Origin of the sequence: Streptosporangium sp. NPDC002721 (assembly GCF_042888905.1) — a bacterium.
Lineage (GTDB): Bacteria > Actinomycetota > Actinomycetes > Streptosporangiales > Streptosporangiaceae > Streptosporangium.
This window is the reverse complement of record NZ_JBIAQI010000034.1, coordinates 1-25,087: the sequence shown is the minus strand read 5'-3', so window position 1 is coordinate 25,087 and position 25,087 is coordinate 1. Positions and strand designations below refer to the sequence as shown.

At 68.9% G+C, this 25,087-nt stretch carries 9 protein-coding genes; 8 read left to right on the top strand and 1 reads right to left on the bottom strand.

Features of this window, described 5'->3' with window-relative positions:
• Positions 1-320: 320 nt before the first annotated feature.
• The 3 genes from ACFYWM_RS37645 (at position 321) to ACFYWM_RS37635 (ending at position 10,343) form a co-directional block, all read left to right on the top strand.
• Positions 321-5,822, top strand: a complete 5,502-nt coding sequence (locus ACFYWM_RS37645; RefSeq protein WP_389924291.1) for a hypothetical protein — start codon at positions 321-323, stop codon at positions 5,820-5,822.
• Positions 5,819-7,846, top strand: coding sequence for an MBL fold metallo-hydrolase (locus ACFYWM_RS37640; RefSeq protein WP_389924289.1), 2,028 nt, complete (start codon positions 5,819-5,821; stop codon positions 7,844-7,846). Before ACFYWM_RS37645 ends, ACFYWM_RS37640 begins: the two co-directional genes overlap by 4 nt.
• 370 nt (positions 7,847-8,216) lie before the next feature.
• A complete protein-coding gene (locus tag ACFYWM_RS37635; protein WP_389924286.1) occupies positions 8,217-10,343 on the top strand; it encodes an N-6 DNA methylase in 2,127 nt (708 codons plus the stop codon).
• Between the two features lie 41 nt (positions 10,344-10,384).
• Here the strand turns inward: ACFYWM_RS37635 and ACFYWM_RS37630 are convergent, their stop codons facing one another.
• Positions 10,385-11,890 (bottom strand): serine/threonine-protein kinase, encoded by a 1,506-nt coding sequence (locus ACFYWM_RS37630; RefSeq protein ID WP_389924283.1) that lies wholly within the window; start codon positions 11,888-11,890, stop codon positions 10,385-10,387.
• Between the two features lie 205 nt (positions 11,891-12,095).
• Here ACFYWM_RS37630 and ACFYWM_RS37625 point away from each other — a divergent pair, with 205 nt between their 5' ends.
• The 5 genes from ACFYWM_RS37625 (at position 12,096) to ACFYWM_RS37605 (ending at position 25,013) form a co-directional block, all read left to right on the top strand.
• Complete coding sequence (locus tag ACFYWM_RS37625; RefSeq protein WP_389924280.1) at positions 12,096-13,796, top strand: PD-(D/E)XK nuclease family protein; 1,701 nt, start codon at positions 12,096-12,098, stop codon at positions 13,794-13,796.
• A gap of 41 nt (positions 13,797-13,837) precedes the next feature.
• A complete protein-coding gene (locus ACFYWM_RS37620; protein WP_389924277.1) occupies positions 13,838-15,034 on the top strand; it encodes a hypothetical protein in 1,197 nt (398 codons plus the stop codon).
• A complete protein-coding gene (locus ACFYWM_RS37615) occupies positions 15,027-18,713 on the top strand; it encodes a hypothetical protein (RefSeq protein WP_389924274.1) in 3,687 nt (1,228 codons plus the stop codon). The genes ACFYWM_RS37620 and ACFYWM_RS37615 overlap by 8 nt, the downstream gene beginning before the upstream one ends.
• 29 nt (positions 18,714-18,742) lie before the next feature.
• Entirely contained in the window at positions 18,743-21,706 is a 2,964-nt protein-coding gene (locus ACFYWM_RS37610) for a pPIWI_RE module domain-containing protein (RefSeq protein WP_389924271.1), read from the top strand.
• A gap of 478 nt (positions 21,707-22,184) precedes the next feature.
• Complete coding sequence (locus tag ACFYWM_RS37605) at positions 22,185-25,013, top strand: AAA domain-containing protein (protein ID WP_389924269.1); 2,829 nt, start codon at positions 22,185-22,187, stop codon at positions 25,011-25,013.
• The last annotated feature ends 74 nt before the right edge of the window (positions 25,014-25,087 follow it).

Below are 25,087 nucleotides of genomic sequence, written 5' to 3'. Positions count from 1 at the left end.
TCGCCCATCTCGTCGTCGCGCACATCTGCCGGTGTGACGTACCGCTGTCTCCGATAGCCCTCGCACTGCTCGTCCCCGCCTCCGAACGTATGGACCCGGGCACCGCCGAAGCGGTCCGCACCGCCTGGCAGGAGTTTCGCACCCTGCATCCGGAACTTCCCGAAACACCGATCTCGCTCTCCGAACTTCGAGGTGCCGCCCAGCAGTCACTTCCAGCGGCGACACTCGAGAATTCGGATCTCAACGGGATCAAAGAACTCGACCACTACGAGCCCGAAGAGTCCGAGTTGACGACAGAACCAGAAGAGACCCGAGAGCCTGTGACGGACGACGCCCACATCCTCGCCGAGGATTCCATCGAGGCGTTACGGGAAGAGATGAGCCGTCTACGCCAGACGCTTCTGCAGGCCGCCGAGGCCGCTGGAAACGTGCAGCGAGCATGTGCCGACGCACGCCGGCCTCTCGACCACGACCTCGAAGTGATCGCGCGGAGCGTCATCGGCTTCGACGGGTTACGAGACAGGCTCGCGTCGGCGGCCGGCTCCACGATCGCCGACGACGGCACGGTCGCCGCCCTCCAGCAAACCCTCGACCTTGTCGCGTCGGCGGGTTCCCGGCGTCGTCGAATACTCGCACTGGCTCACCTTGAGGGCCCGCCCGTCCTCGAAACACTGCTGGAGGAGGTCCGTGCCGCCGCCCGCGGTGAGTCTCCGATCCTGGAGACGCTCGCCGAGCTCATCCACCTCGCCGACGACGCCGACGCCTTCCTGCGGACATCCGAGTTGCATGATCGGTTCAGGCGGGAGGCACCGGACGGTTGGGCCGCCGTGGCCTTGGCCGCGGCGCAAGGTCGGCTGACGGTTCCCGAGCCACCGGACATCGCCTCGTCCATCCCCGCCGACAGCGGATTTTCCGAAGGGGATCCCCCCGACGAGGGCGAACGGGACGGCGGAGGAACGCCCCCCGCGAAGGACGAGCCGGAAACGCCGTCACCGACTCAGGGCGCCGCGCTTCCTCCTCCCACGGAGGATCAGAATGAGCTGGCCGACCTGGACGCCTTTCTGGAGGAAGGCTTGAGGCGGCCGGCGGAGTCATCCGTCCGGGAGCCCTCGACGTCAGAGCAGACTCCCTCGGACGAACCCGCCACAGCGGTGACCGGCGGTCCCGCCTTCCCTGATCTCCCCGCCGGGCCCGCGGCCGAGATCACACCGGCGAACGAGGAGTCCGAAGAACCGGCGCGCCCCGGGATGACAACGATCGACCATGTCTCTCCCTCTCCGTCGCCCACGGACCATCTGGCGGGACTTCCCCCGGAGGCGGCCGAGGCAGAGGCAGAGGCGATCCGTGCCGGACAGCTGGGCCTGGCCGCCTGGCTTCGCGTAGCAGCGGGCCGCCCCAGCGCCGAGGTCAACGCGCGACGGTGTGCGGCCATGGCCGCCGAGATGAGCGAGTTCGCCGGACGGCTGTCGGCCATGTTCACCGAATCGGTCGCGAACGTGACGTCGAAGGCCCTCGCCGAGGACACGGCCGGGCAGTTGCTCGGCTGGGCCGCGGCGATACGGGCGGGTCTGATCCATCCCACTCCGGAGACCGCTCCGCTGATCGAGGATCTCTCCCCCGTGGTCTCCGACTTCCCCGCGCTGACCGCGTACGGAAAGGCCTTCGCCAAGGTCGCCAAGGACGGCGCCTATCTCGTGCCGGGTCTGTCGGGGAGGTTGCAGAACGCCTCGCAGGCGGAGAACAACCGCAAAGACGCCTCCCTGGCCGCGTTGAGGTTTCTTGAGGAGGCCCCCTCTCAGACGATCAAATTTCAACGGGCCACCGAGGTATGGAAATTCCTGCTCCAGGAGAACGCCCCTCTGGGTGCTCTGCTCGCCGTCGCGGCTCGCGACGACGAGAACGAGATGCGGAACGCGAGGGCGAAGCTCAAGGAGCTCCGTGCCGGTCACATGATCGATCGGACGATCGACGCCGCGGCCAAGGAGCGGACGTCGAACCGCGGCAGCAGCCGGATCCACTCCAGCGCGCGGATCAAGCTGGTGGAGAAGGTCAACCGGGCTCTGGATCTCGTGGCGACCTGGGTGACGGCCGTCCACGAGGTGGAGGCGCTACGCACCGACGGCTTCGGCGTTCCCTCGGTCGTCGGGGCACTGAACGACCTCCGTGCGGTGGTCAATCAGAACAGAGTCCAGGCCGAGGAGGAGCTCGTACGGCTCGCCGAGTCCGCGGAGCCCTTGGCCGCTGCCGCGTCGGCCGCCTCGACGCTGGTCCGCGACACCCTCAGGTTGCTGGACGGAAGTCCCCCGCCGGAGTCCGAGCCCTCGATCGTCCACGTGCTCAACGGCGACCTCCTGTTCTCTCCCACGATCAGAGTCGACGCCGACACTCTGGCCCCGTACGACACCCCTGCCCTGAGCGAGCTCACGCCCCTGTGCGGCGGAAGTGGCCGAGACTGGCGTGCGGCCTTTCTCGCGCGCGCCGATCTCGGCGACCACGAGGGCACCCAAGCCGTCATCGCCGTCCTGTCCGCCCAGGACCGGGCACTCGCGGCCGAGCTCCGAAACCACCGGGAGAAGCTCGTCTCCGCCGCCAGGAGCGAGCGTGGCGATCGGATCGAGAACATTCGTGACCAGATCGCGGAGTGGCGCCGAGACGGTGTGCTCCCCGAGATCGCCTCGACCCGCTTCTCCGCGACGCTCCAGACGCTGGCCGGTGACGAGCGGGATGACTTCGGCGTTATTTTCCACGCTTTGGAGGAGCTGAAGCGGGAAGCGGAGAAAATCCGTGATGACAGGATCGCCGTGGAGCAGGAGCGGCTGGCCGCCCTCAGCGCCGAGAACTCCAACGTCGCCGACGTGCAGGAGCGGATCAAGGGCTTCATCGACGTGGGCGACCTGACCACGGCTCACGAGTTCATCGCGCAGGCACAGGCCGGCAAGCCGCTTCCCGAACGCTCCGACGCCGTCGACCATCTCAGCAGGTTCTTCCCCCACTTCCCCAGGGCCTTCGAGGGGATGTCCTCCCGCTCATCGAGACGGCAGCGGCCGGAGAGCGACGACTGGCTCCAGAAGCTCAAGGAGGCCCTCAAGTTCAAGAACGACGTCACCGATCCCGAGTTGGGTGACGTCCTGGCACAGGCCGGACTTTCGGTCTCCGGTATCCCCAGAGGCCGGTTCGGAGTGTCGGAATACGGCCTGCGCTTCTGGCAGACCATGTCCCAGGGCCCCAAGGCCGCAGGCAACCTGAAAAGCGCCATCGCGCCGGTGTTGCAGATGATCGGACTTGAGGCCGACCAGGAGGCCGGCCACAACGAGGCGCAGAACCGGACCTGGGTCGCCCTCAACAATGTCAGCACGATAGGCGAGGCCCTGCTGCCGGCGTTCGGATCCAGGATGAGCCCGTCGGGTGACCGCCTCAAGCTGCTGCTCGTGTGGAAGTCACCGGGGCCGCAGCAGGTCGTCGAATGGCTGAAGGAGCAGCCGGAGGACCAGACCGTCCTGGTCTTCTACTTCGGTGTCCTCACCGTGGAGCAGCGGCGCCAGCTGATCGCGGTCAGCCGCAAACGCCCCATTCCGGTGACGGCCGTCATCGACGACGCCGCGGTCAGCTATCTCGCGTTACTGCCCGAGGCCAATTGGACCTCCACGGTGAGCCTGCTCGCGCCGTTCAGCTCCGCCAACCCGTACGCGCCCACCGGGGACGTACCAGAGGAGATGTTCTACGGACGTTCCGACCAGTTGCAGGAGGTCACCAGCCGGACGGGCTCCTCGTTCGTCTACGGCGGCAGGCAGCTCGGCAAGTCCGCCCTGCTCCGCAAGGCCGAACGGCAGATCCGCAAGTCCGACCCGGACCGGAAGATCATCTTCGAGATCATCCAGGACATCGGCCGAATGGTCCCTGTGGAGTCGCTCTGGCCCATGCTCGCCGGCAAACTCGCCGCCGCCGAGATCCTTCCGCAGTCGGCGAGGACACTCTCCGACCCGAAGGAGATCTGCCACGGTGTGAAGGAGTGGATCGAGGAAGATCCGGCGCGGCAGTTGCTGATCCTGCTGGACGAGGCCGACGAGTTCCTCAACGAGGACGCTCGGCGCGCGTTCAGCAACGTCATCGCCCTGCGCAACCTGATGAACGAGACCGACCACAGGGTGAAGGTCGTCTTCGCCGGGCTGCACAAGACCGCCCGCTTCGACAGCCTGTCGAACCAGCCACTGGCACATCTCGGAGAACACATCGCCATCGGGCCCCTCGACCCGCAGGACGCGTTCAACCTGCTGACCAGGCCGCTGGCCGCGCTCGGCCTGCGCTTCCCCGCCACCCTCGCCTCACGGGTGATCGCGGAGGCCAACAACGCCCCCGCCCTGATCCAGCTCTTCGCGGAGTCCCTGCTGACCCGCCTGCGACGGCTTCCCGCCCCGCAGGCGGCATTGCCCTACGAGATCACCCGCGAGGATGTGGACGCCGTCTGGCGGGACAACAAACTGGCCGGCGGTTTCCGTCACCGCTTCGAGCTGACGCTCAACCTGGACAAACGGTACAAGGTCATCGCCTACGTGGTGGCGTTCCACTCTCTCGACGCGGGCGCGGACGCCACGATGACGGCCGGCGAGCTGCGAGTCGCCTGTCAGGGATGGTGGCCCCAAGGGTTCAAGGACTCCTCCAGTGACGGTTTTCGCGGGCTCCTGGAGGAGTGCGTCAACCTCGGCGTTCTCGCCGCCGACCGGGAACGTTACCGGCTGCGCACCCCGCACATCCTCAACCTGCTCGGCGGCACCGACGAGGTCGAGGCCGTCCTCGAACAGGCCGAGAGTTTCGAACAAGCCGACTCCTTCGACGCGCAGTCCTATCGTGCCGCCTATTTGGGACACCGCGAGCGCTCCCCGCTGACCGGCAGTCAGGTCTCCTGGCTGTTGCGCCGGCGGAACGTGCTCCACCTGATCGCCGGCTCGAAGGCGCTGCAGCTCGACCGGGTGGCCGCCGCGCTTCAGGACGAAGCCAGGCGGCACGGTCAGGCGCAGACATGGCGGGTCGGCGAGAACGGCCTCACCTTCGACGGAGCGATACAGCGGGCGAGCAACAACTCGGGACACAACCTTGTCATCGTCGATCTTTCCGGCCTCTCGCACATCAAGGGGACCGGCATCATGCGCTCGGCCTCGCGCGCGGTCTCGCTGTCCAGTGGCGGCACTCTCGCCATCGCCGTCATCGCCCCACCGGAACACGCCCTTCAGTGGCTGACGGTCGGCCGCGGGGCGGACACGGCCAAAGACGAGATCGACGATCTGACCAGCACGGCCAACCTCGTGGAGCTGCAGCCGTTCAACCGGCCGGGAGTTCGGCAGTGGATGTACGAGGAAGGGCTGGGATTCCAGGACGAGACCAGTCAGGGGGCACTGTTGCGGGTCACCGGCGGATGGCCGGTTCTGATCAGCAAGGTGATCCAGGACCTGAGCAGGCCCGACGTCGATCGCGAACACGCCTTGGAGACATGCCGGACCTATCTCCACCAAAGGCCAGATGATTTCGTCAAGTCCACGGGGGTTCTCTCCGGCATGGCTCTGGGATCCGCCTGGCGTGAGCTTGTGCGGCTGACCGAGATCGCCGACGACTCGGAGACGATCTCGGACCTTCTGGCTCTGGCCGGAGCGGAGGAGGACGGACATCCGCTCTCCGAATCCCATCTGCGGGAGGAAGGCTACATCTCCACCGCGGACCTGGTCGAGGTGCTCCGTACCCTGGGTGCGCTCGTACCCCGCACCGACGGAAAGCTCGAACGCGAATCCGTTCTCATGAACGCGACCCGGCGGATGGAGCGGTCTCGGTGACACCGGATCCGCTGCTGCCGATCCTCCGTGCGGTGGCCGAGGTGTTCCTGTCCCGGCCCGCCCTGGCCGGACGGGAACACGACGTCGACCAGCTCGTCACCGCCCAGCGGGAAACGCTCATCGAGGCACTGGTCAGGTTCCAGGGACTCCGGGATCGTCTCCGGAGAGATCTCCGGATTCCCGACGACCAGCCGGAGTCACGGGCTCTCGCGACGCTGCTGCTCTCTTCTGACCACGATGTCCTCCAGGCGGGACTCCGACTGGCGGAACAGCTGAACAGAGCGAACCGCCTCCAGCAGACCCGGCTGCGGAGACACCAGAGAAAGGTCGACGACCTCCGGGCCCGGCTGGAGCGGGCCAACGGCCGAAACGAGCACACCGCCGCGGATCTTCGGAACACCAGGGCCACCCTTGAGGAAGCCGAGAAGCGCGCCGAGGAGCTGGACATCCAGGTGTCGGCCCTCCAGCGGCGTCTCGATGATCCGGACTTGAGCGTCGCCGACCTTCTCGACGCCCTGCGACGTACGTTCGACACGCCTGACGGCGACCCCGTACCCGATCGGCGGACCTCCGCCGTCGCTCCGCTCGTCGCACTCGCGGCGAAGGTCACGGGCATCGAGCCCGAAGCGCTTGTCACGGCGCTTCAGACGATCATGTCCCCACCGGACATCACACCGGAGCCCCGGGTGGCCGTCACCCGGGAACTCCAGCTGCGCGTCCTGCCTCTGGGGGGCGCCACCGAGATCGGCGGCTCGTGCGTGCTGATCGAGGCCGGTGGCACCCGCCTGCTCGTCGACGCCGGGCTACGTCCCGGTGATCCGGCCCAGCCGCCGCGCGACATCGATCAGGCCCTGAGTGGACCGATCGACGCCGTGGTGGTCACCCATGCGCACACCGACCACTGTGGGTACGTCCCCGCCCTGGTCGAGCGGATGCCGAGGCTGCGAGTGATCGCGACCCCGGCGACCGTGCGGCTCATGCCCGCCATGTGGACCGACTCCGCGAAACTGATGGACCTGCGACGGCGTACCCATCGCGAGTGGGGGGCGAGCGGCGAGGCGCTTTACCACGGCGACATCGTCAAGGCCGCGGTCCAGCGCTGCGAGGAGGTCCCGTACGGCGCGCGGCGTCAGATCGGGAACATCACGCTTGAGCTCTTCCCCGCGGGACACATCCTCGGGGCTGCCGGGGTCGTCGTCCAGGCGGGTGACCGGCGCGTCGTCATCACCGGCGACATCTCCGGGTTCCGCCAGGAGACCGTGGACGGCTACGAGATCCCGGATGCGGCACGCGAAGCGGACGTGCTCGTGATGGAGTCCACCTGCTGTGCCGAAATCCACGATGCGCGAGAGACGCGCGTCAACGACCTGGTCCGAGCCGTCGAAGACGTCTACTCGGCCGGTGGACGTGTTCTCATCCCGGCCTTCGCACTCGGCCGCGCCCAGGAGCTCGCGCTGATCATGCGGAACAGGCTGCCCCACATACCGGTGCTTCTCGACGGGATGGCCGCGGACATCACATCTTCGTTCGAATCCATCACCGCGGACCGTGAATCCCCGCTGCGCATCGTCGGCGAGAATGTGAAACGAGCCAACCGCCCCGACGACCTTGACCGGTTCATCTCCGGGGTGGTGATCACCACGTCGGGCATGCTCACCGGAGGACCGGCCGTGCAGTGGGCGGCTCGCATCCTGCCGGAAGCCAACAGCGCTCTGTTTCTCTCCGGATACCAGGATGAGGAATCCGGGGGCGCCAGGTTGCTCAGACTCGCCGAGGAGCACGCCTCGTACCTGCCCATCGACGACCACGGCGTAGAGAAGAAGATTCCCCTCAGAGCCCGTATCGAGATGATGCGGCTCTCGGCGCACGCCGACAAGCGGGGCCTGCTCGAGATCGCCGACGAGGTCGCGGCTCAGCAGGTGATGCTGGTGCACGGTATCCCGTCGCGTCAAAGAGATTTCGCCAGGATCCTGGAGATACGCCACCACCGCATGACTCCAACCGGCCTCTGGCATAACGGCTGACGTGAGGCACCCGGTTCACCGCCCCCTGACCTACCTCTCGAGTACATCGGGAGCGGTGAGGGCGACGGCAACAGGCGGCTGTTCCATCTGTTTCCTCAAGCCCCGGAGCCCGCGTGGGCTCCGGCGATGCCGGCCACTGCCTTCGACATCACGACGATCTGGAGGGACGGCACCGGGTGGGCCGGAGAGGATCTCGCCGTCGCCCTTGGTCAGGATTCCGCGGCCGGGTCGACTCCCGGGTGAACTGAGTCAACGGATAGGCTGCGAAAGGACCTTCCTGGAAAGTCACGGCGCCTACCTGGGTATACGCCGTTATCGTGCCTTCCAGCGGGGAAGGTCGTCACCGTCCTGTCCCCTACCCGGAGACCCCATGCCTCCTTCTGCCGACCCATCCGTCTCCGTCACCCTGGCGGAGATAGCCAGGATCGCCGGTGTCGGGCGCGCGGCCGTCAGCAACTGGCGCCGCCGTCACGACAGCTTCCCCGCGCCGGTCGGCGGCACGGACACCAGCCCGCAGTTCGCGCTGTCACAGGTGGAGGAGTGGCTGAGACGGCAGGGGAAGCTCGACGAGGTCGGCAGCCGGGAACGGCTCTGGCCGGAGTTCGAGGCGCTCGGGGACCGCGACACGATGGGGACGGCGATCGCCGCGGCCGGTGCCCGGCTCGCCCGGGAGGAGGCGGGGCACGCGGCGGGTCCGCCCGACGCCGACACGGCCGAGGGACTTCCGTACCACACCGGCCTCTCCGAGGCCCAGCGGTCCCTGGTGGAGCGCGCGGTCGGCCTGGCGAGGAAACACGGGGCCCGGGACACCTTCGACTTCCTGCTCGGCCGCTGGCTCGACACCCACGTCCGGCAGATCGGCGTCACGCCGCGCCCGCTGGCGGCTCTGATGGCGAAGGTCGCCGAGCTGTCGCGCGACGGTGAGGTGGGCGATGTCGGCACCGTGCTCGACCCCGCGTGCGGCACGGGCGGTCTCCTGCTCGCCGCCGCCCGGCAGTGGGCCGGCAAGGTGGACGCGCACCCCTCGGGTGTCCCACTGAAACTACTCGGCCAGGACGTCGACCCGACCCAGGCGGCGCTGGCCGCCGTACGGATCCTGCTCGCCGGCCACTCGCCGGGGCGTGAGGCCGTATGGGAGGTGGACGTCCGGTCCGGGAACACGCTGCGCGCCGACCCCCATCCCGATGTCCGCGCCGATGTGGTGCTGTGCAACCCGCCGTTCAACGAACGCGACTGGGGATACGAGGAACTCGCCACCGACGCCCGCTGGACGTACGGCCTGCCTCCCCGCACCGAACCGGAACTCGCCTGGACGCAGCACGCGTTGAGCCGCCTGGCGCCCGGTGGGACGGCGGTGCTGCTGATGCCGCCCGGTGTCGCCTCCCGCAGGGCGGGGCGCCGGGTCCGGGCCGGGCTGCTCCGCAGTGGCGTGCTGCGCGCGGTGGTCGCCCTGCCACCGGGGGCCGCGCCCCCGCACAGCGTCGCGCTGCACCTGTGGATCCTGCGGGCACCGGCCGCAGGCGGAGCGGGGACGGAGGCCGGGGTGCTCCTGGTCGACGCGGCCGGGATCCAGCCGGAGCTGTCGGGGGGAACGCAGAGAACGGGCAGGGCGGCGATCGACTGGCCCCTCCTGCACAGGCGCGTGGTGTCGGCCATCCAGCCGGGAGACAAGGACAGGGACCGGCCGGCCGACCACGCCGTGGTCCCGGTGATCGATCTCCTGGACGACGAGGTGGATCTCACCCCCGCACGGCACGTCCCGAAGCCGGGAACCTCCGCGAATCTAGGCCTGCGGCACTCGTGGAACCGGTTCGGCACCCTGCTCCATGAGCTGCGCGATCTGACCGCGACCCTGTCCGCACTCGAACTGAGCGGCGAGGAGCCGGCGGGCCAGGGCACAGTGACCGTGGGCGACCTGCTCCGGGCGGGCGCGATGACGATGCGGGCCGGACAGCAACCGGCGGACGGCGCGGTGCGCACCGGTGACGCCCCCGACGACGCCGTACCCGTGCTCACCGTCACCGACGTGCTGGCCGGAGGCAGGCCGTCCGGCTGGCTACCCGCGAGTGAGGCCTCCGCGGGAGAGACGGCGGGCACCCTCACCGTGACCGTCCCGGAGGAGGTGGTGGTCGTCGGGGCCTACCGGGCGTTCGGCGCCTGGGTCGACACCGACGCCCCCACGGTGCTGGGCTCGCAGCTGTTCGCCCTCCGGGCGGATCCGACACTGCTCGACCCCTGGTTCCTGGCCGGTTGCCTACGCGCCCCGGCCAACGCGAGGCAGGCCGGAACCCACGCCTCGACCTCCTCCCGCATCGACGTCCGCAGGTTGCAGGTGCTGCGGCTTCCCCTTGCGGAGCAGCGCCGTTACGGCGAGGCCTTCCGGCGGCTCACCGCCTTCGAACGGTCGCTGCGGGAGGCGCGGACGATCGGCGGGGAGCTGGTCGACGGGCTGACCGACGGACTGGCCGCCGGGACGATGCCCCGCGACTGGTCGTGAACGACCGCCCCGGGGCATGTGACAGGGCGGACCCGGGGGCGTCAGGACGCGCGGCGCGGCAGGAGGGCGAGGATCTCCTTCACCTCCTCGCCCCGGCCGAGCTCGGACAGTTCTACGCCCAGGTCCTCACAGCGCGAGCCGACCGTGTCGGCGAGTCCGGCGGGCAGCACCCCCGCCTGGGACACCACGGCACGCAGGCCCTCCAGTGCCGCGTCAAGCTCTCCGAACGGGATACGGCACTCGGCCACGCCCAGCCTGGCGATCAATGCCATGGCCAGGGAAGGCGGATCGGTCACGTGACCGAGATCGTCGACCTGCTGCCGGTAGAGGACTCCGGCTCTGCCACAGTCTCCCGCGATGCGCAGACTGTCCGCGCACGCGATCAGCGCGGCCCTGACGAGCGGGTCGGCGCCGAACTGCCGTCGCGCGTCGGGAAGGAGAGCCACGAGCCGCTCTGTGGCGGGCCCTGCCTCTCCCACGACGAGTTCGTTCCCGACGTCGGCCAGGATCTCCTCGACGCTCCGGCGGCTGACCCACGTCGCGGTCCGGTGCGAACGGGCGGGTAGCGGGGAGTGGGCGGAACGCCCCCCATCCGTCGGGCCCGCGCGGCGAGGAAGACCACCCGGCTCCCTGAAGGGGAGCGTGGGGTCCGGGTCGACCCGGGGAGAGGGAGCCGGGGTTCCCGGACCGGGAAGGTGGGAACTCAGCGCCTCCAGAACCTCTCCCGCGTCGAGAGGCCGGTCGCACGGGGCCTTGGCGAGCAGCCTTCCGGTGAGCTCGGCCAGGTCATCCGGTACGCCGGAGACGAAATCGTGGACCGACGGCGGCTCACTGTGCAGGTGCTGGACGATGATGCCGCCGTCGGCATCGGCGTCGAACGGCTGCCGGCCGGTGAACAACTCGAAGAGCACACAGCCGAGCGCGTACAGATCGGTGTGGGGGGTGAGCTGCTCCTCCCTGATCTGCTCGGGTGCCATGTAACCCCTGCTGCCGAGGGTGGCCCCCCGCGCCGTGTAGCGGGTGACACCGGGACGCAGCGGCATCGCGATCCCGAAGTCGATGAGAACGACGGTGCCGTCACGGTCGATGATCACGTTCTGCGGTTTGAGATCGCGGTGGACCACGGGGACCTCGTGGGCGCGCCTGAGCGCGGCGGCGATCTGGGAGGCGATCGCCACCACCACCGGACGCGGAAGCGGGCGGTGCGCCGCAAGGAACCGGTGGAGCGGGCTGCCGTCGACCAGCCGCATGACGATGTAGGGACGGTCCCCGTGGGTGCCCCGGTCATACAACTCGGGGATGCCGGGATGGTCGAGGTCGGCGAGCAGTGCCCCCTCTCTGCGAAACCGGCCGTGCAGTTCGGCCCGGCCCTCGTTCATGTCGTCGGTGTCGAACCAGTCCGCGAGCTCCGGAAGGGGACGCACCAACTTGACGGCGACCTCGCGCTTCGAAGCGCTGTCGTAGGCCTTCCAGACCTCGGCCATGCCGCCCTTACCGAGAAGCTCCATCAGCCGGTACCGGCCGTTCAGGACATCACCAGGCTTCATGTTCACCTTCCGGCCCGTGTTCACACAGATCCCATGAATCGCTCGCACCGCTCTCCGTAACGGCACGAACAGCCTAGCGTGAATCCTTAGAGCGAGATAACGTCACTTGACTCAGTTCACAGATTCATGTTCCCTGGAGACTGCTTCTCCTGGAGATTCCCGGTGAAGTCCGCGTCCGCATGCTCTTAACGACAGAGGGGATCCGATGACCGTCTGGCTTCCACCGCCCGGCACCACCGGTGACGGCTCAGCTGTGCGCACTGGGCTGCCGGTGACCCGGGAGGACCCGCGTGACTGTCCCACCGCCGTCGCCGCCGGGGCTCGCATCTGGCTTCGCGCGACCCCCGAGCCACCTCGTCGCCGCGACCCCCTGCAGAGCTTCACGTTGAAGCCGTTCATGGACGCCCTTGATCTGATTGAACATCGGGGAGTGCCGACCGCGCAGGCGATGGCGGAACTTCACCGGACACAGGGCACCTTCAGCGGAAAAGGCCGCCCCCCGGCTCACCCCGGGCTGATCGAGTGGACCGCCGCGGCGGTACCTCGCTACCTCGCGGCCCGCGAGGCCGAGAACGCCTCGGGGACGGCGCGCACCTATCCCGTTCCCGAGGAATGGGTGGTTCGGCGCGACCTCAGGTCACCCGACCGGCGTGGGGCCGCGCACTACGAACAGACCGCGTGGGGGCGCCGTTACGTCTCCGCCGACGGCGGTGTGCGCGAACTGCGACTGCTGTCCTTCGGCACCGCCAAGAAGGAACGCTCCAACGCCGAGAGGGCCGCGGCGGCCCACACCGCCGCCTTCGGCTTTCCGAGCGCATCGGGATACGGCGAGCTCTACCGGCCGGTGAGGGGCCTGCCCGCCGCCCGTACCGCCCGTCCCCGGCGGGTCCGGGTCGTGGACGTCGGCTGCGGCGACGGCAGCAGCACTGTCCTGGCCGACTGGGACCTGGAGGAGACCTTGCGACGCTATGCCGAGCACACCGTGCCGGCCCTGGGCCGCGCGGTGGACGCCACCGGGCACGTCCCCGGCTCCGGATGCGTCGGATGCAAGGCCCTGAACGGCTGCACGACGTTGCACCAGGCCCCCGGGATGCTTGGTCTCGCCGCCGACCTGTCACGCCCCCGGCGTAGCGTGTCGGCCAGCGATCTGCGGACACACCTGGAGTGTCCCGCCCGCTTCCATCTCACCAGGCAACTGAAGCTGAGATCACCACGTCCTGAGAACGCCGCGATCCTGCGCGGTCGAGCCGTCGACGCCTGGCTGAACGAGCGGCACGCGACCCGTCCCCTCACGGGATGCGGGCACTCACCGGGACCCGAGAATCCGGGCGACTGGTCCGCCGGAGGACACGTCCTCACCGGCGAGGAAGCCGAAGCGGGTGCCCGCATGATCGCCGAGCACGCGGCCCTGTGCCCGCTCGACGGGCTCGATCCCGGCGAGCGGGTGCGCGTGCAGCCGCAGCTGACCTGCTACGACCCCGAGCTCGACGTCGTCGTCATCGCCACCCCCGACCTTCTCCACACCCGCGAGGGCGGATGGATCTGGCGGGAGACGAAGACCGCAGGCAGGCATCTGTGGGAGGAAAGAGCGCTGATGCGTACATACCCCCAGCTCGCCCTCGCCGTCCTCATGATGGCCTCCGGGGTGCTCGGCGGGGACATGCGCCGCTCCCGGGTCGAGCTGGAGATGCTCTATCCGGACGACGGGGGCCTGGAGGTGCTGGACCCCGGCCTCCCCTCCGTCGTCGACGAGGCTCGCGCGGTGATCGCCGAGATGGCCGGCCCCTGGCAGCGGGACACCTCCTACTCACCGGTTCCCGGCAGGCACTGCGGCGGCTGCGAGGCCCTCGACTGGTGCCGTCCCGGTCGCGAGCACCTCGCACCTTCGCCGGACCCCGCGACCTGACACCGTCCCGTTTCCCGCGGAAACCCTGAGGAGCCAGTTTCATGTCACCGCCCCCGCCTTCCTCGTCACTCGCGGACTGGTCCGCGCACGCCGGTGTCCCACTGCTGCAAACGCTCGCCACGGCCGTCCTGCGACTCGCCGACATGACCGGCCTGGAGGCGTTCACGCTCCCCTATCCCGCCGAGGCCCAACGCGCCCTGGACCGCACGGTGCTCGCCTGCCTGCTGCGGGGCGCCCAACCTCCGGGGAGCGTGCCCGAACTCCTCGCCTGGTGCCGGACCCGTCCGATCGAGGACTGGCCACTCGACCTCCCCCAGGACGCCTTCGGGCCGGATGACCTCCTCATCGATCCTGTTTCCGCCAAGCCCACCCAGCTGTGCCACGAATGGTGGACCCGTGCCCGTGACAGCGCGGCGGAACACTACGACCGTACGGTGATCTCCTCCGCGATGCGGCTGTGCCGTGAGCGCGAGGCCCCCGAGTCCTACACCGCCTTCCGCCGCCTGCTGGTGGAGCGTCCCGTCCTCACCGGCGGCGACATGTTCGAGGTCGCCACCGACCTCTTCCTGGATCCGGTCAGGGAGCTCGTCGAGCAGATATACCAGCGCGTCCCCGACAGTTTCTGCAGCGACGGTGCGTACGTCGCGTGCGCCCGCTGCCTGACCCTGCTCGTCCCCCTCACCGACGGCGGCCGGTGGTGCGAGCGCGACCGATGCCGGCGGCAGGGACAACCCCCGCCGGGGCGGACGCTGCGCGCCGACGAGACCGGTGCGCTGTGGCAGCTCAGCCGTCCGCTGCGGCAGTTCGTCACCGGCCCCGGCCGGGCGGAGGTCGATCTGGAGAGGGAACTGCGGGCCCTTCGTCTCCCGGTCGAGATGTGGCCCGGCTTCGACGCCTACGACCTTCGGATCACCTTCCCCGACGGCTGGGTCTGGGCGATCGACGTCAAGGACTGGGCCCACCCGGGCCTTCTCGGTCAGGCCGCCACCGAGGTCCGGCAGCAGCCTCCGTACGACGAAGCCTGTTGGGTGGTCCCCCGGTACCGCGTCGACGCCCGCCCGGACTACCTGCGGGTGTACGCCCGCAATCGCACGCCCGCGGCGGGCGGCCTCCCCCTGCTCACCGACCGGCAACTGGTCGCGGCCGCGCGGGCCCGGTTGCGCGGCGACACCGGCCCCACCGCCCGCCTGACGCAGGTCGAGGGCGACACATACGCGAACGGAGCCTTCGATGCGTGACACGGAAAGCTGGTACCGGCATCTCGTCTCCGACATTTCGGGGTTCTGGCCTCGGGAACACGGCGGGATCAAGCCCTCTCTGCTTTTCCAGGTGGAACTCGGCCTGCGGCTCATGGAACGCCTCGACCCCGAGCGGCCCGCCGACGGCGTATGGGTGCTCCTCGGCGGTTACCCGTTCGCCCGCGCCGGCGGCCTCGCCACCACCCCGGACGAGGAGAGGCTGCTCGTCTCCGCCCGCCACCTGCTGTGGACCCTGCGCCGACGCAGGATGTGGCTGCAGAGCCTGGAGGCGTACCGGGAACTTCCGGAACGGCTGCACGGTTACCGCCTGCCGTCGGCGGGCGATCCCGCCCGGCAGGTGGAACCCTTCGTCGCGACCGGTCGCTTCGCGACGTACGACGCCGCCCTGCAGGGCATGCCCGGTTTCGCCCGGCGTGAGCTGCCCCTCGCGAGTCCCGGCTCGCACCGTTTCGTCGAACGCCGCCGGATCACCTCCGTCACCCTCCCCGAGTCGCTGCGCCCGACACCCGCTCCAGGTCACGGACTCACTACGAGAGACACCCACAGGGAGCGGCCTCTGCACGTACCTCTGGCGGAACTCGCGGACACCGCCCGATGGATGGACGACACCGAACGGCAGGTCGGCCGGCCTCCCGGCGACTGGGAGCGGCGCCTTGCCGCCCTGAGCCTGGACACACGTACCGACGACGGCCGGGGTTTCGCGCCCGCCGAGGTGCTCGGCCTCGACGGGTTGCTGCACCTGGTCGGCATGGTCGGAGCGGGCAAGAGCACGTTGATGTCGCTGATCGCGGTCTGGGCCGCGGCGCGAGGCATGCGGACCACCCTGGTGGTCGGCGACGTCGCCGAGCAGCTCGCGCTGACCGCTCTCTTCCGCGAGCTCGGCCTGGCCGCCGCTCCTGTGCTGGGCACCACCACCCGGGAGACCCATGTGCAGCGACTGCACCGCCGCCTCGCCGCCCGTACTTCCGGGTCCCTGCTCACCCACGACCACCCGGGCTTCGACGACCTGAGCACCGTCTGCGTCGTCGACGCTCTGCGCGGCAACGAGGCCGTCGAACCACTCTGTTACGCGGACGCCCCGTGCACCGGCCTTCACCCCGCCCGCAAGACGTCTGAGCCCGCCGCCGACCGGATACTGTCCGACCTCGATCCGATCGGTGAAACGGTCCGGAACGAGCAGCCTCCGGACCGGCTCGGCAGAGCACACGGCTGCCCGATCTGGAGCGCCTGCCCCCGGCACAGTGCCGCCCGGGAGCTGGTCGACGCCCTGATCTGGGTCGCGAACCCCGCCAGCCTCGTGCAGAGCCCCGTGCCAAACCACCTCAACAAGGAACGGCTGCGCTATCTGGAGCTGGCCTGCCTGCGCAGCGACATCATGATCGTGGACGAGGCCGACCGGGTGCAGATGCAATTGGACACCATGTTCGCCCCGTCGGCGACCCTGGTGACCAGGGGACCGGAGTCCTGGCTCGACAAGCTGCACACCCACAAGATCGACGAGCTGGCCAGGCAGGGACGACTCCCACTCTCCGAACGCGACGTCGAGCGCTGGGCCGTCTCCCTCGACGTGGTGAGCGTAGCCACCAACCGGTTGTACGCCATGCTGATGAGTGACGAGGACCTGCGTAGCTGGGCCGACATCGAATACTTCAGCGCCTGGACCCTGCAGGAGAAACTGATCGCCGGCTGGTATCCCGCTCCCGGCGAGACCTCCCCAGACATTCCGGCCGCCTCCGGCCTCACCGACGACGTGCCCGACGAGACAATCCTCTACGAAGACGACGAACGACTCGCGCGGCGCGAAACGGCGTCCCAGCCGGTCTCGCAGGAAGCCTCTCCGCGGGCCGGCCGCAGGCAGGAGGTGACCGCCGTCCTGGACGCCTTCCGTGACGACCCGCTCGGTGACCGTGGGCCCTACGGAACGGACACCGACCGCCTCGTCCAGGCCACCCATGACCTGCTGCACACCCTGAACGAAAACGGCACACGGCAGCGGGTGCGTGGGGTTCTGGACCTGCTTCTCGAAGGCTCTCCGCTGCTGGACGGCTCCCTGCCACCGCCCGCCCGCCGACACACCGGAGAACCCGACCCGGCCGACGTTCCCGGCAGTCTCCCCTGGTACGACCGCACCACCAAGCGGCTGGAGTTCACCCTTCTGCTTGCCGCGCTGCACCAGCGCCTCGACCGGCTCACCTTCCTGTGGCCCCAGGTCGAGGCCGCGCTCAACCTCGACTCCACCGACAACGAGCTCTCCAGGCGCCCACCGCTCGACTACGCCCCGATCGTCCCCGAAGCCCCGATGGGCAACGTCATCGGTTTCCAGTACCTGCCCGAGGAGCAGGACCGGGATCCCGAGGGCCGCCGCAGCGGCACCCTGCGGTTCTTCCGATGTGCCGGGGTGGGCCGGGAGCTGCTGCTGTCGCTGCCCAGCCTGGGCGCCGTCCCCTCCACCGGGCACCCGGGACCCCATGTGTTGTTGATGTCGGGCACCAGTTGGGCGGGCACGTCCACACGCGCCCATGTCCTGGCCCCCGTCAAGGCGGTGCTCAAGCCGGATCCCCATGCCCTCGAAGCCATCCGGAACACCGTCTTCCGTACGCACTTCCTCTATGACGACGACAACACCCCGCTGAGCCTGTCGGGCCAGGACCAGGCCGTGCGACCGGCGGTGCTGCGCCAGATGATCGCTCGCCTCGGCCGTCCCGGTCGTGGCGGGTTGCCCGGCCCGCTCGAACAGGAGCTCGCCCTGATCGGCGACGACAGCCGCCGCAGGGCCCTGATGCTGGTCGGCAGTTACCGGGAGGCGACCGCCGCCGCGGACATGCTGCAGGAGATGGAGCGCTGGCGCGGCCGGGTCCGGGTGCTCGCCGCCGACGACGCCGACCTGGAGCAGGCCGTACGGGGCGGGGGCCTCGGCTCCGACGGCCGCGTCCACGCCGCCGCCGTACGCCGGGGAGACCTGGCCTCCTTCGCCGAGGACCCGGACGCCGAGCTTCTGGTAGCCCCGCTGATGGCGATCGAACGGGGTCACAACATCCTCAACGCGCGACGCACCGCCGCCTTCGGAACCGTCCTCTTCCTTGCTCGCCCTCATCCCCGGCCCGACGACCTGTCCCTGTCGATCTTCGCGATCAACGACTGGGTGGCCCGCTTCGTACGCGACCACCCCGACCTCGTAGGAGCCACCTTCGGGGATCTGGTGGCCAAGGCGGAGGGTCTCGACGCGGCGGGGCTCGCCTTCCGCCACGAGGCCCGCCGTGAGTGGCGCAGGCTGCTCTCCCGCCGCTACGTCTACTCCCGGCTCGCTCCCGCGGAGAAGCGGGCCTTCGCCTGGGACCAGCTGGTGGCGATCTGGCAGGTCATCGGACGCCTGGTGCGTGGTGGCGTCCCGGCCAGGGTGGTCTTCGTGGATGCCAGGTTCGCCCCGCGATACGCGACGGCGACCGCACCGGGAGCCGGCACCGCGCGGACCGCTCGTCTCAGCGGCCCCGGCGACGGCCTGCTGGCCGAGCTTCGGGCCGTTCTCGCCCCCTATTTCGCCGCCGACGCCGACCTCGGACTCTTCGCCGACCCGGCGGACCCCGCCCTCGTACAGATGCTCTATCAGCCGCTCTACGACGCGCTCTGCGGAATGACCGCCGGTCCCGCCCGTCCCTGACAGAACCCTCACACCCCAGGAGCCCCCCGATGGGATTCACCTACGACGAGATCCGCCGCGCCGCCTACCTCCTCGCCCCTGGCGCCGCACCGCTGACCGCCCGGTACCGTGCCCTGCCCTTTCCCGAACAGTGGCGCGACAGCCTGCTGGCATTGTGCAATACGGGCCGGGACACCGAAGCGGAGCCGTACCGCACCGTCCCCACCTACCGCATGGACGGCGTGCTGCAGAGTCTCGCCCCCGACCTGGTGGTGCGAGGGCGAGGCTCGGAGAAGCACGGCCAGGAGAAGGACTTCTGGCTCTATGCGCCCGCCGACATCCCCCACCCGCTGCCGGAGGCGGCGTTCGAGCGACTGCTCACCGCCTGGGTGCGCAATCTGCGCCCGGAGCCGGAACACCGTGCGAGAGTCGTCGAGACCCTCGCCGAACTGCGCGCCGACCCGCCGCGCTGGTCCGAGGTGGAGGTGGATCTGCTGGGCTGCGACACCACCGACGGAGGCACCGCGCTCCCCCTCGGCAGGCAGTTCCAGCTCGCCACCGACCATCTGGCACGCCGCGTCCTCGCCTTGCCGCCCTACGACACGGGCGCCGGGCTTCTGCGGTTCAGGGCCGTTCCGCGCGGCCCCCGTCAGCAGGGCGCGGAGCTGATGTCGCAACCTCTGCCGCACCAGGGCAAGGACCGCACCTGGTGGTTCTCCGTCGTCATCAACATCTCTTTGCACACCGTCCCGTTCTCACCGCACCCCCGACTGCACATCCACACGAGCCTGAGGCGGTGGGCCACCCATCCCGGCTCGAACGGCCGCCTCTATCTCCCCTTCCGCCGCGACACGTCGGTCTACCTGCGCCCGACCGTACCCTGGCTTCCGGGAACACCCACCTGCGAGCGTTACGCGGTGGCCCGGCTCACCTGGAACCGCGACGAGCGGGCCCACGGCTGGCGCGAGGCGGGCCCCGCCGGAATCCTGCGGGCCATCGCCCTCGGGCACCCCTTCCCCGACCCTGCGGAGTTGCTCACCGCGCCCGAGCGATGGATCGGCGAGGGGTCCGGTGTGCGTGCCGCCGTGGTGCACAGCAACCACATGGGCCAGCACGGTGTCAAAGCCGGTCTGATGCCCAACCAACGCTCGCAGATCGTCGAGTGGGCCGAACAGGCACTTCCCGCGGGGCTGCTGCGCGCTCCCGACCTGAGGCGCAGCGGAATCTCCTCGAATACGCCGGCCAACGCGCGTCCCAAGCCTCGGGGAGACGCCAAGAAGGCTGAGGAGGTGCGAACCGCCCATGCTCGCCGCGCCGCCCTCGCGGTCGCCATACGATCCCTGTCTGGCGAAGAGACACCGTCTACCGGCGCCCCGGTCATGGAGGCCCGTCTCCTGTGGCAGACCGCCACCATGCGCGACACGGCCATCGCAGCCCTTGCCGAGGTGCTCGCCCTGGATGGTGACGGCGACACTCCCGCTGTTGAGGCCTTCGACACGGCCAAGCCCGGTGACCCGGTCCTCCTCCGCTGGGAGACGCCTGAACTCGCCGTCCGGCTGCGTTGCCTGCCTCTGTCCGGAGGTCTCGCCGATTCCCTCGGCATCGACCCGGCGACCCGCGGCAGGGAGCGGGCTCTCGCCGCGGCCATCACCGCCCGCCGGGCCGCCGTGGCCGATTTCCTGACCGCCGACGGCGCCGATCCGGACTCCGCGGCCCTCGCTCTGGTGGAGATCGACCGGCGGGCCGACTTCACGACCCCGGCCCACGATCCCAAGTTCGCCCTGCGGCTGGGCTGTGCCGACGCCGGAGTGGTCACCCAGTTCACCGCCGTCCCTCGAAAGGCGAGGGGCTACAACTCCGAGAAGAACGCGGCGCACCGCGCCCGTTCGGCCTGGCTGGACGGGCTCCGCCAGCTTGGTGTGCGGGTGGTACCCGAGCACACACTGGGAGACCGGCTTCCCTCCGATCTCCACTATGCCGCCGTGTGGATGGTGAAGCGTCGTGCCGACGGTCCCACCCGGGTGGCCCGGCACACCCCGGTCACCGTCCTGGTGAGTCCTTCGGAGCCTGGATCAGGCCAGGCCGTGATCCGTGGCTGGGACCCGGAACAGCGCGCCTGGATCCCGTACCCGAAATTCCTGCTCCGGCTGACCAGGATCGCCGAGCTCCCCGGCATGCCGGACGAGATCGACGAGGGCCGCGCACCCGGCGCGTCAGACGAGGTCGAGGATGATCCCGCGCTCGGCACGGAGATGTCCCCGCCTCCGGTTGGCGACGGGCGCCCCCAGCCCCGCGTCACCTTCCAGGAACGGCGCCGGAAAGGGAACGAACAACGCGCGCAGACCGCCCGTTACCTGCAGAAGATGCTCCGCTCCCTGCACGGCCGCCCCACCCTGCTGCTCGCCCACTCCCAGAACGGCCGGGCGCACTGGCCCTGGCTCCAGGACGGTCAGGTCGTACAGGATCTGATCAGGGCTGGTCACGCGTCGGCCGGTCGGCTCGACCCTGATCTGCGGCTGGTCCGGGTGCGCGACGCGAGCGGGCGCGAGACGCCTCAGTGGTGGGGAATCGGCAATCCCTCCGGGGTCAACGGCCTCGCCGCCGGCCTGTGGACCGAGGCCCCTGGTTCGCGGGTCTTCTACAGCACCAGCGACAAGGCCGGAACCTTTCGTGCCTCCTCTGTGGAGGCCGACAAACTTGCCCCTCGCCCGCTGCGAATGGGAACACGTAAAGGCGAGCTGACCATCGACACCGAGATTCCCGCCTGGAACCCCGCCCTCATGGAGGTCACCGTCCTGGGCTGCCACCCGGCCTTTTCCAACGAAGAGGGAGACACTCCCGAAGCCCTGGCCATGGCCGTCCACCAGCTGCGTCAGGCGGCCGACTATCTCGACGCCCTGTCCCTGCCTCTTCCCCTGCACCTGGCGGCGCTCGCCCAAGAGTACGTACTTCCCACACTCCCAGAGGAAGAGGAGGCCGTCGACGATCCAGCCGGCACCGATGATCGGGGGTAGACCGCGTGTTTCCTGTCCGCGGACGGCACGCAGCAGCACCGACCGGTCTGTGGTCTTGCCCTCCGCTCCCGATCTACTCAGCTAATCCGGTAATAGCGATAGATAACGCACAACGGGCGAAACCACAGGCCCCCATGGCGGAGAATGCGGGGTTTACGCGTCGCTTTCTTGTGACAAAACTACACAATTTACGTTTTTCGTATGATTTGCAACATCTCGCAAGGATGATGCGTAACGGCAGAGCCGTCTCATTATGGGAACGGTCCATGCACAAGCAGCCTTGCAACTACTAACATCTCGCCCACCAGAGGCCGTTTCCATGAAGAGAGGCTCCTGTTCGCGCGCGACCTGCGGTCTTCTCCGGTCTTTTCGTCGATCCCTGACGGCGTTCGCGACGCCGAGGCGTTACCTTGCCGAGCCCCCTTCCTGGCCTGCGCCGGCCCCGAGACACAAGCCATACGACTCGAAGGAGAGCTGAGTGAGTGCGCAGCAGTCCCTGGCCCGCGACCCCCAGCTGGTCGACTCCACCACGCGGCTGGTCGAGTTTCTCCGTGACCTGGCATCGGCTCGTCGCGTCCCGATCAGGGATCTTCGCAACTACAGTCAGGTCCTGTGGCTGATAGACCTGCCGAACGAGGTCGAACCACACAGCGAGGCCGGACCGGGCGAGGTGTTCCTCTCCATCGATCACATTCGGAACACACCGCCTCTCAGCCTCCCGGACGAACTTCACGGATGGATACGCCACGAGGAGATCATCGACGCCGAACTGGACGCTCCCCAACTGTCCAAAACCGGTCCGCGTCGCGTCGAGGAAACCGACGAGAACGGGAAGACGGTGTCTCGATGGGAGACCCAACAGGACCGGCCCGATGTGGTCAGGGCCTACGACAGGTGGGTGCCCCACTGGCAGGTGTGGGCTGATCGGGAACGCGATCACCTACGGCAGCAGCGCTGGCACCGTGATCTCTACTCGATCTCCAATCAACTGGACCAGATCGACGATGAGTGGGAACTGGTGCTGGCGACCGGCTTGCTCTCCTGGATCGCCCCCGGCGGCACGCGTATCCGGAATCATCTCCTCACCACACGTCTTCACATTCGGGTCGATCAGGACACCGAACGGGTGCATGTTCTGCTGGGTGAGACGGCACCCATTCTCGAAGACCGTGAACTGCTGGCCGATCTCGATGCGTTCTTCCCGCAGCGGACCGACCATCTCCGTCGCCGCGTCAGGGAGGGCGAAGGCATCGGACTGCGGAGTTCGGTGCCCCAGGTGCTGGAATCGTGGTGCGATCGTGCCCTGAACACGAATCCTCAACCCCGATACCAGCACGACTGGTCCCCTAACGCCATGTCCGCCAAAGAGGCGGAGATACGGCTGGCACCCGCGCTCGTACTCCGCAGGCGGAACCACGGCTCCCTGATCTCTTACTACGACCAGATGATTTCCACGCTGACCGGACCGGACGCCCAGACACCCCTCGGACTGGCACAACTCGTCAGCCCCCTCGAACCGGCGGAGCGTATGGCCTTCCTTCGAGAGAGGGAGAGCACACCGGGAGACACCCTCAGGCGGGATCCACTGTTCCCACTCGCCGCCAACCCCGAGCAGCAGACGATCATGACGCGTCTGCGCTCGGACAACGGCGTCGTCGTCCAGGGTCCGCCCGGAACCGGAAAGACCCACAGCATCGCCAACCTGCTGTCGGCACTGCTCGCGCAAGGACAGCGTGTGCTGGTCACCAGCCAGAAAGGCCAGGCACTCCGAGTCCTGCGGGACAAGCTCCCACCGGAGATAGCCGCGCTGTGTGTCTCCATGACCGATCTCGGCCGCGGCGGCTCCGCGGAACTCGAGGGCGGCATCAAGGCACTGTCGAACCGCTTCTCGTCCTTCGACCCCGTCCGCCAGGCCAAGAGCATCGCCGAGAAGCGACACCAACTCGAATCCGCCCGCCGTATGACCGCGGAACTGACCGAGCGGGTCCGCGCGTTGCGTGAGTCCGAGACCTATCAACATCCCGAGATCGCCACCGGCTACTCCGGGACCCTCTCCGCCGTGGTCCGGCACCTGCGGCAGGAAGAACCAGATTGCCGGTGGATGCCGGTCCCTCTGTCGGCCTCGGCTTCGCCCGCACCGCCCATCTCCCCCGGTGAGGCCGCGGAGCTCATCACCCTGCTCTCCGAAGAGACTCCTCGGCGCAGAGCCAGGGTCGCGCAGCGAATCCCCGATGTGACGACACTCCCGGGGGCGGAGACGCTCAAGGCACTGATCGCGGCAGAGGCCGCTGCCCAGAACATGGCCCGGCAGGCACAAACGGATATCTCCGCACGACTTGAGCACCTCGACTTCGAACTGATCACCCGGCTGGAAACCATCGCGGCCAATGTCACTCTCCGTCTGCGACAGCTCGGCCTGCCCGAGGACGCATCCGTCTGGGATCCGTCCGACTGGACGGTTCGCGCACTGGCCGACGGGTTCGGTGGACGCGAGACCGCCGTGTGGAATCAGCTGGCGGCCCACACCGATCGCCTTGACGCGGCCCGGAACGCGATCCACCACATCGGCTACCGCGAAATCCAGCACCCCTCGTTGGACACGCCGGGCGCGACGGGCTCCTATCTTGAGGCCATTCGAGGGCTGCACGACCACCTCGCCGCGGGCAATCAGCTCAAACGCGGCCCGTTCCGGCCGGCCGTACAAAAGCAGGCGGAGCCGTGGCTGGCCGGCATGTCGGTCGACGGGATCACACCGTCCAACGCAGAGCTTCTGTCCCTGGCCATCACCGAGGTGGAAGGCCGGGCGGCGGTCGGCGAGCTTCTGCGCGGGTGGGGGTTGGTCGGGGTGACGTTTCCACAGGACCAGTCCCTGCACCGTACGGTCGCACAACTGAGCGACGCCTTCGACCGGCTCCGCCAGGTGCGTCAGATCATGCCGGGAGTGGCGGAGACGGGACAGCTTCTCGCTTCGACCGGCATACACATCAGACTCGACACTCCCGCGGAATGGTCGTCGTACGTGACGGCCCTGCACGCCGTTCGGCTTCAGATAGAAGCAGAGCGGGCCACTTCGGCACTCGACGACCTCCACGTGGCGCTCCAGCACGAAGCTCGTCTCGGCGCTCCGCCCCCGGAACTCCTGGAGGCCGGACACGCGGTGGCCGTACGCGATGGCATCACCTACCAGCTGTGCCTGACCTCTCTCATCGACGCACACCGCGAACAGGCCGAGCAGCGACGCTGCGACGAGCTCGCGAGCCGAGTGCGCGACACCCACCCCGCCCTGCTAGGGCCTGTACGGGGTTGAGATCAGAAGGATTCGTATGCGCGGTGCTCTGCCGTGCTGGTAGGCCATCACCATGGCGCGTGGAGACCTCACCG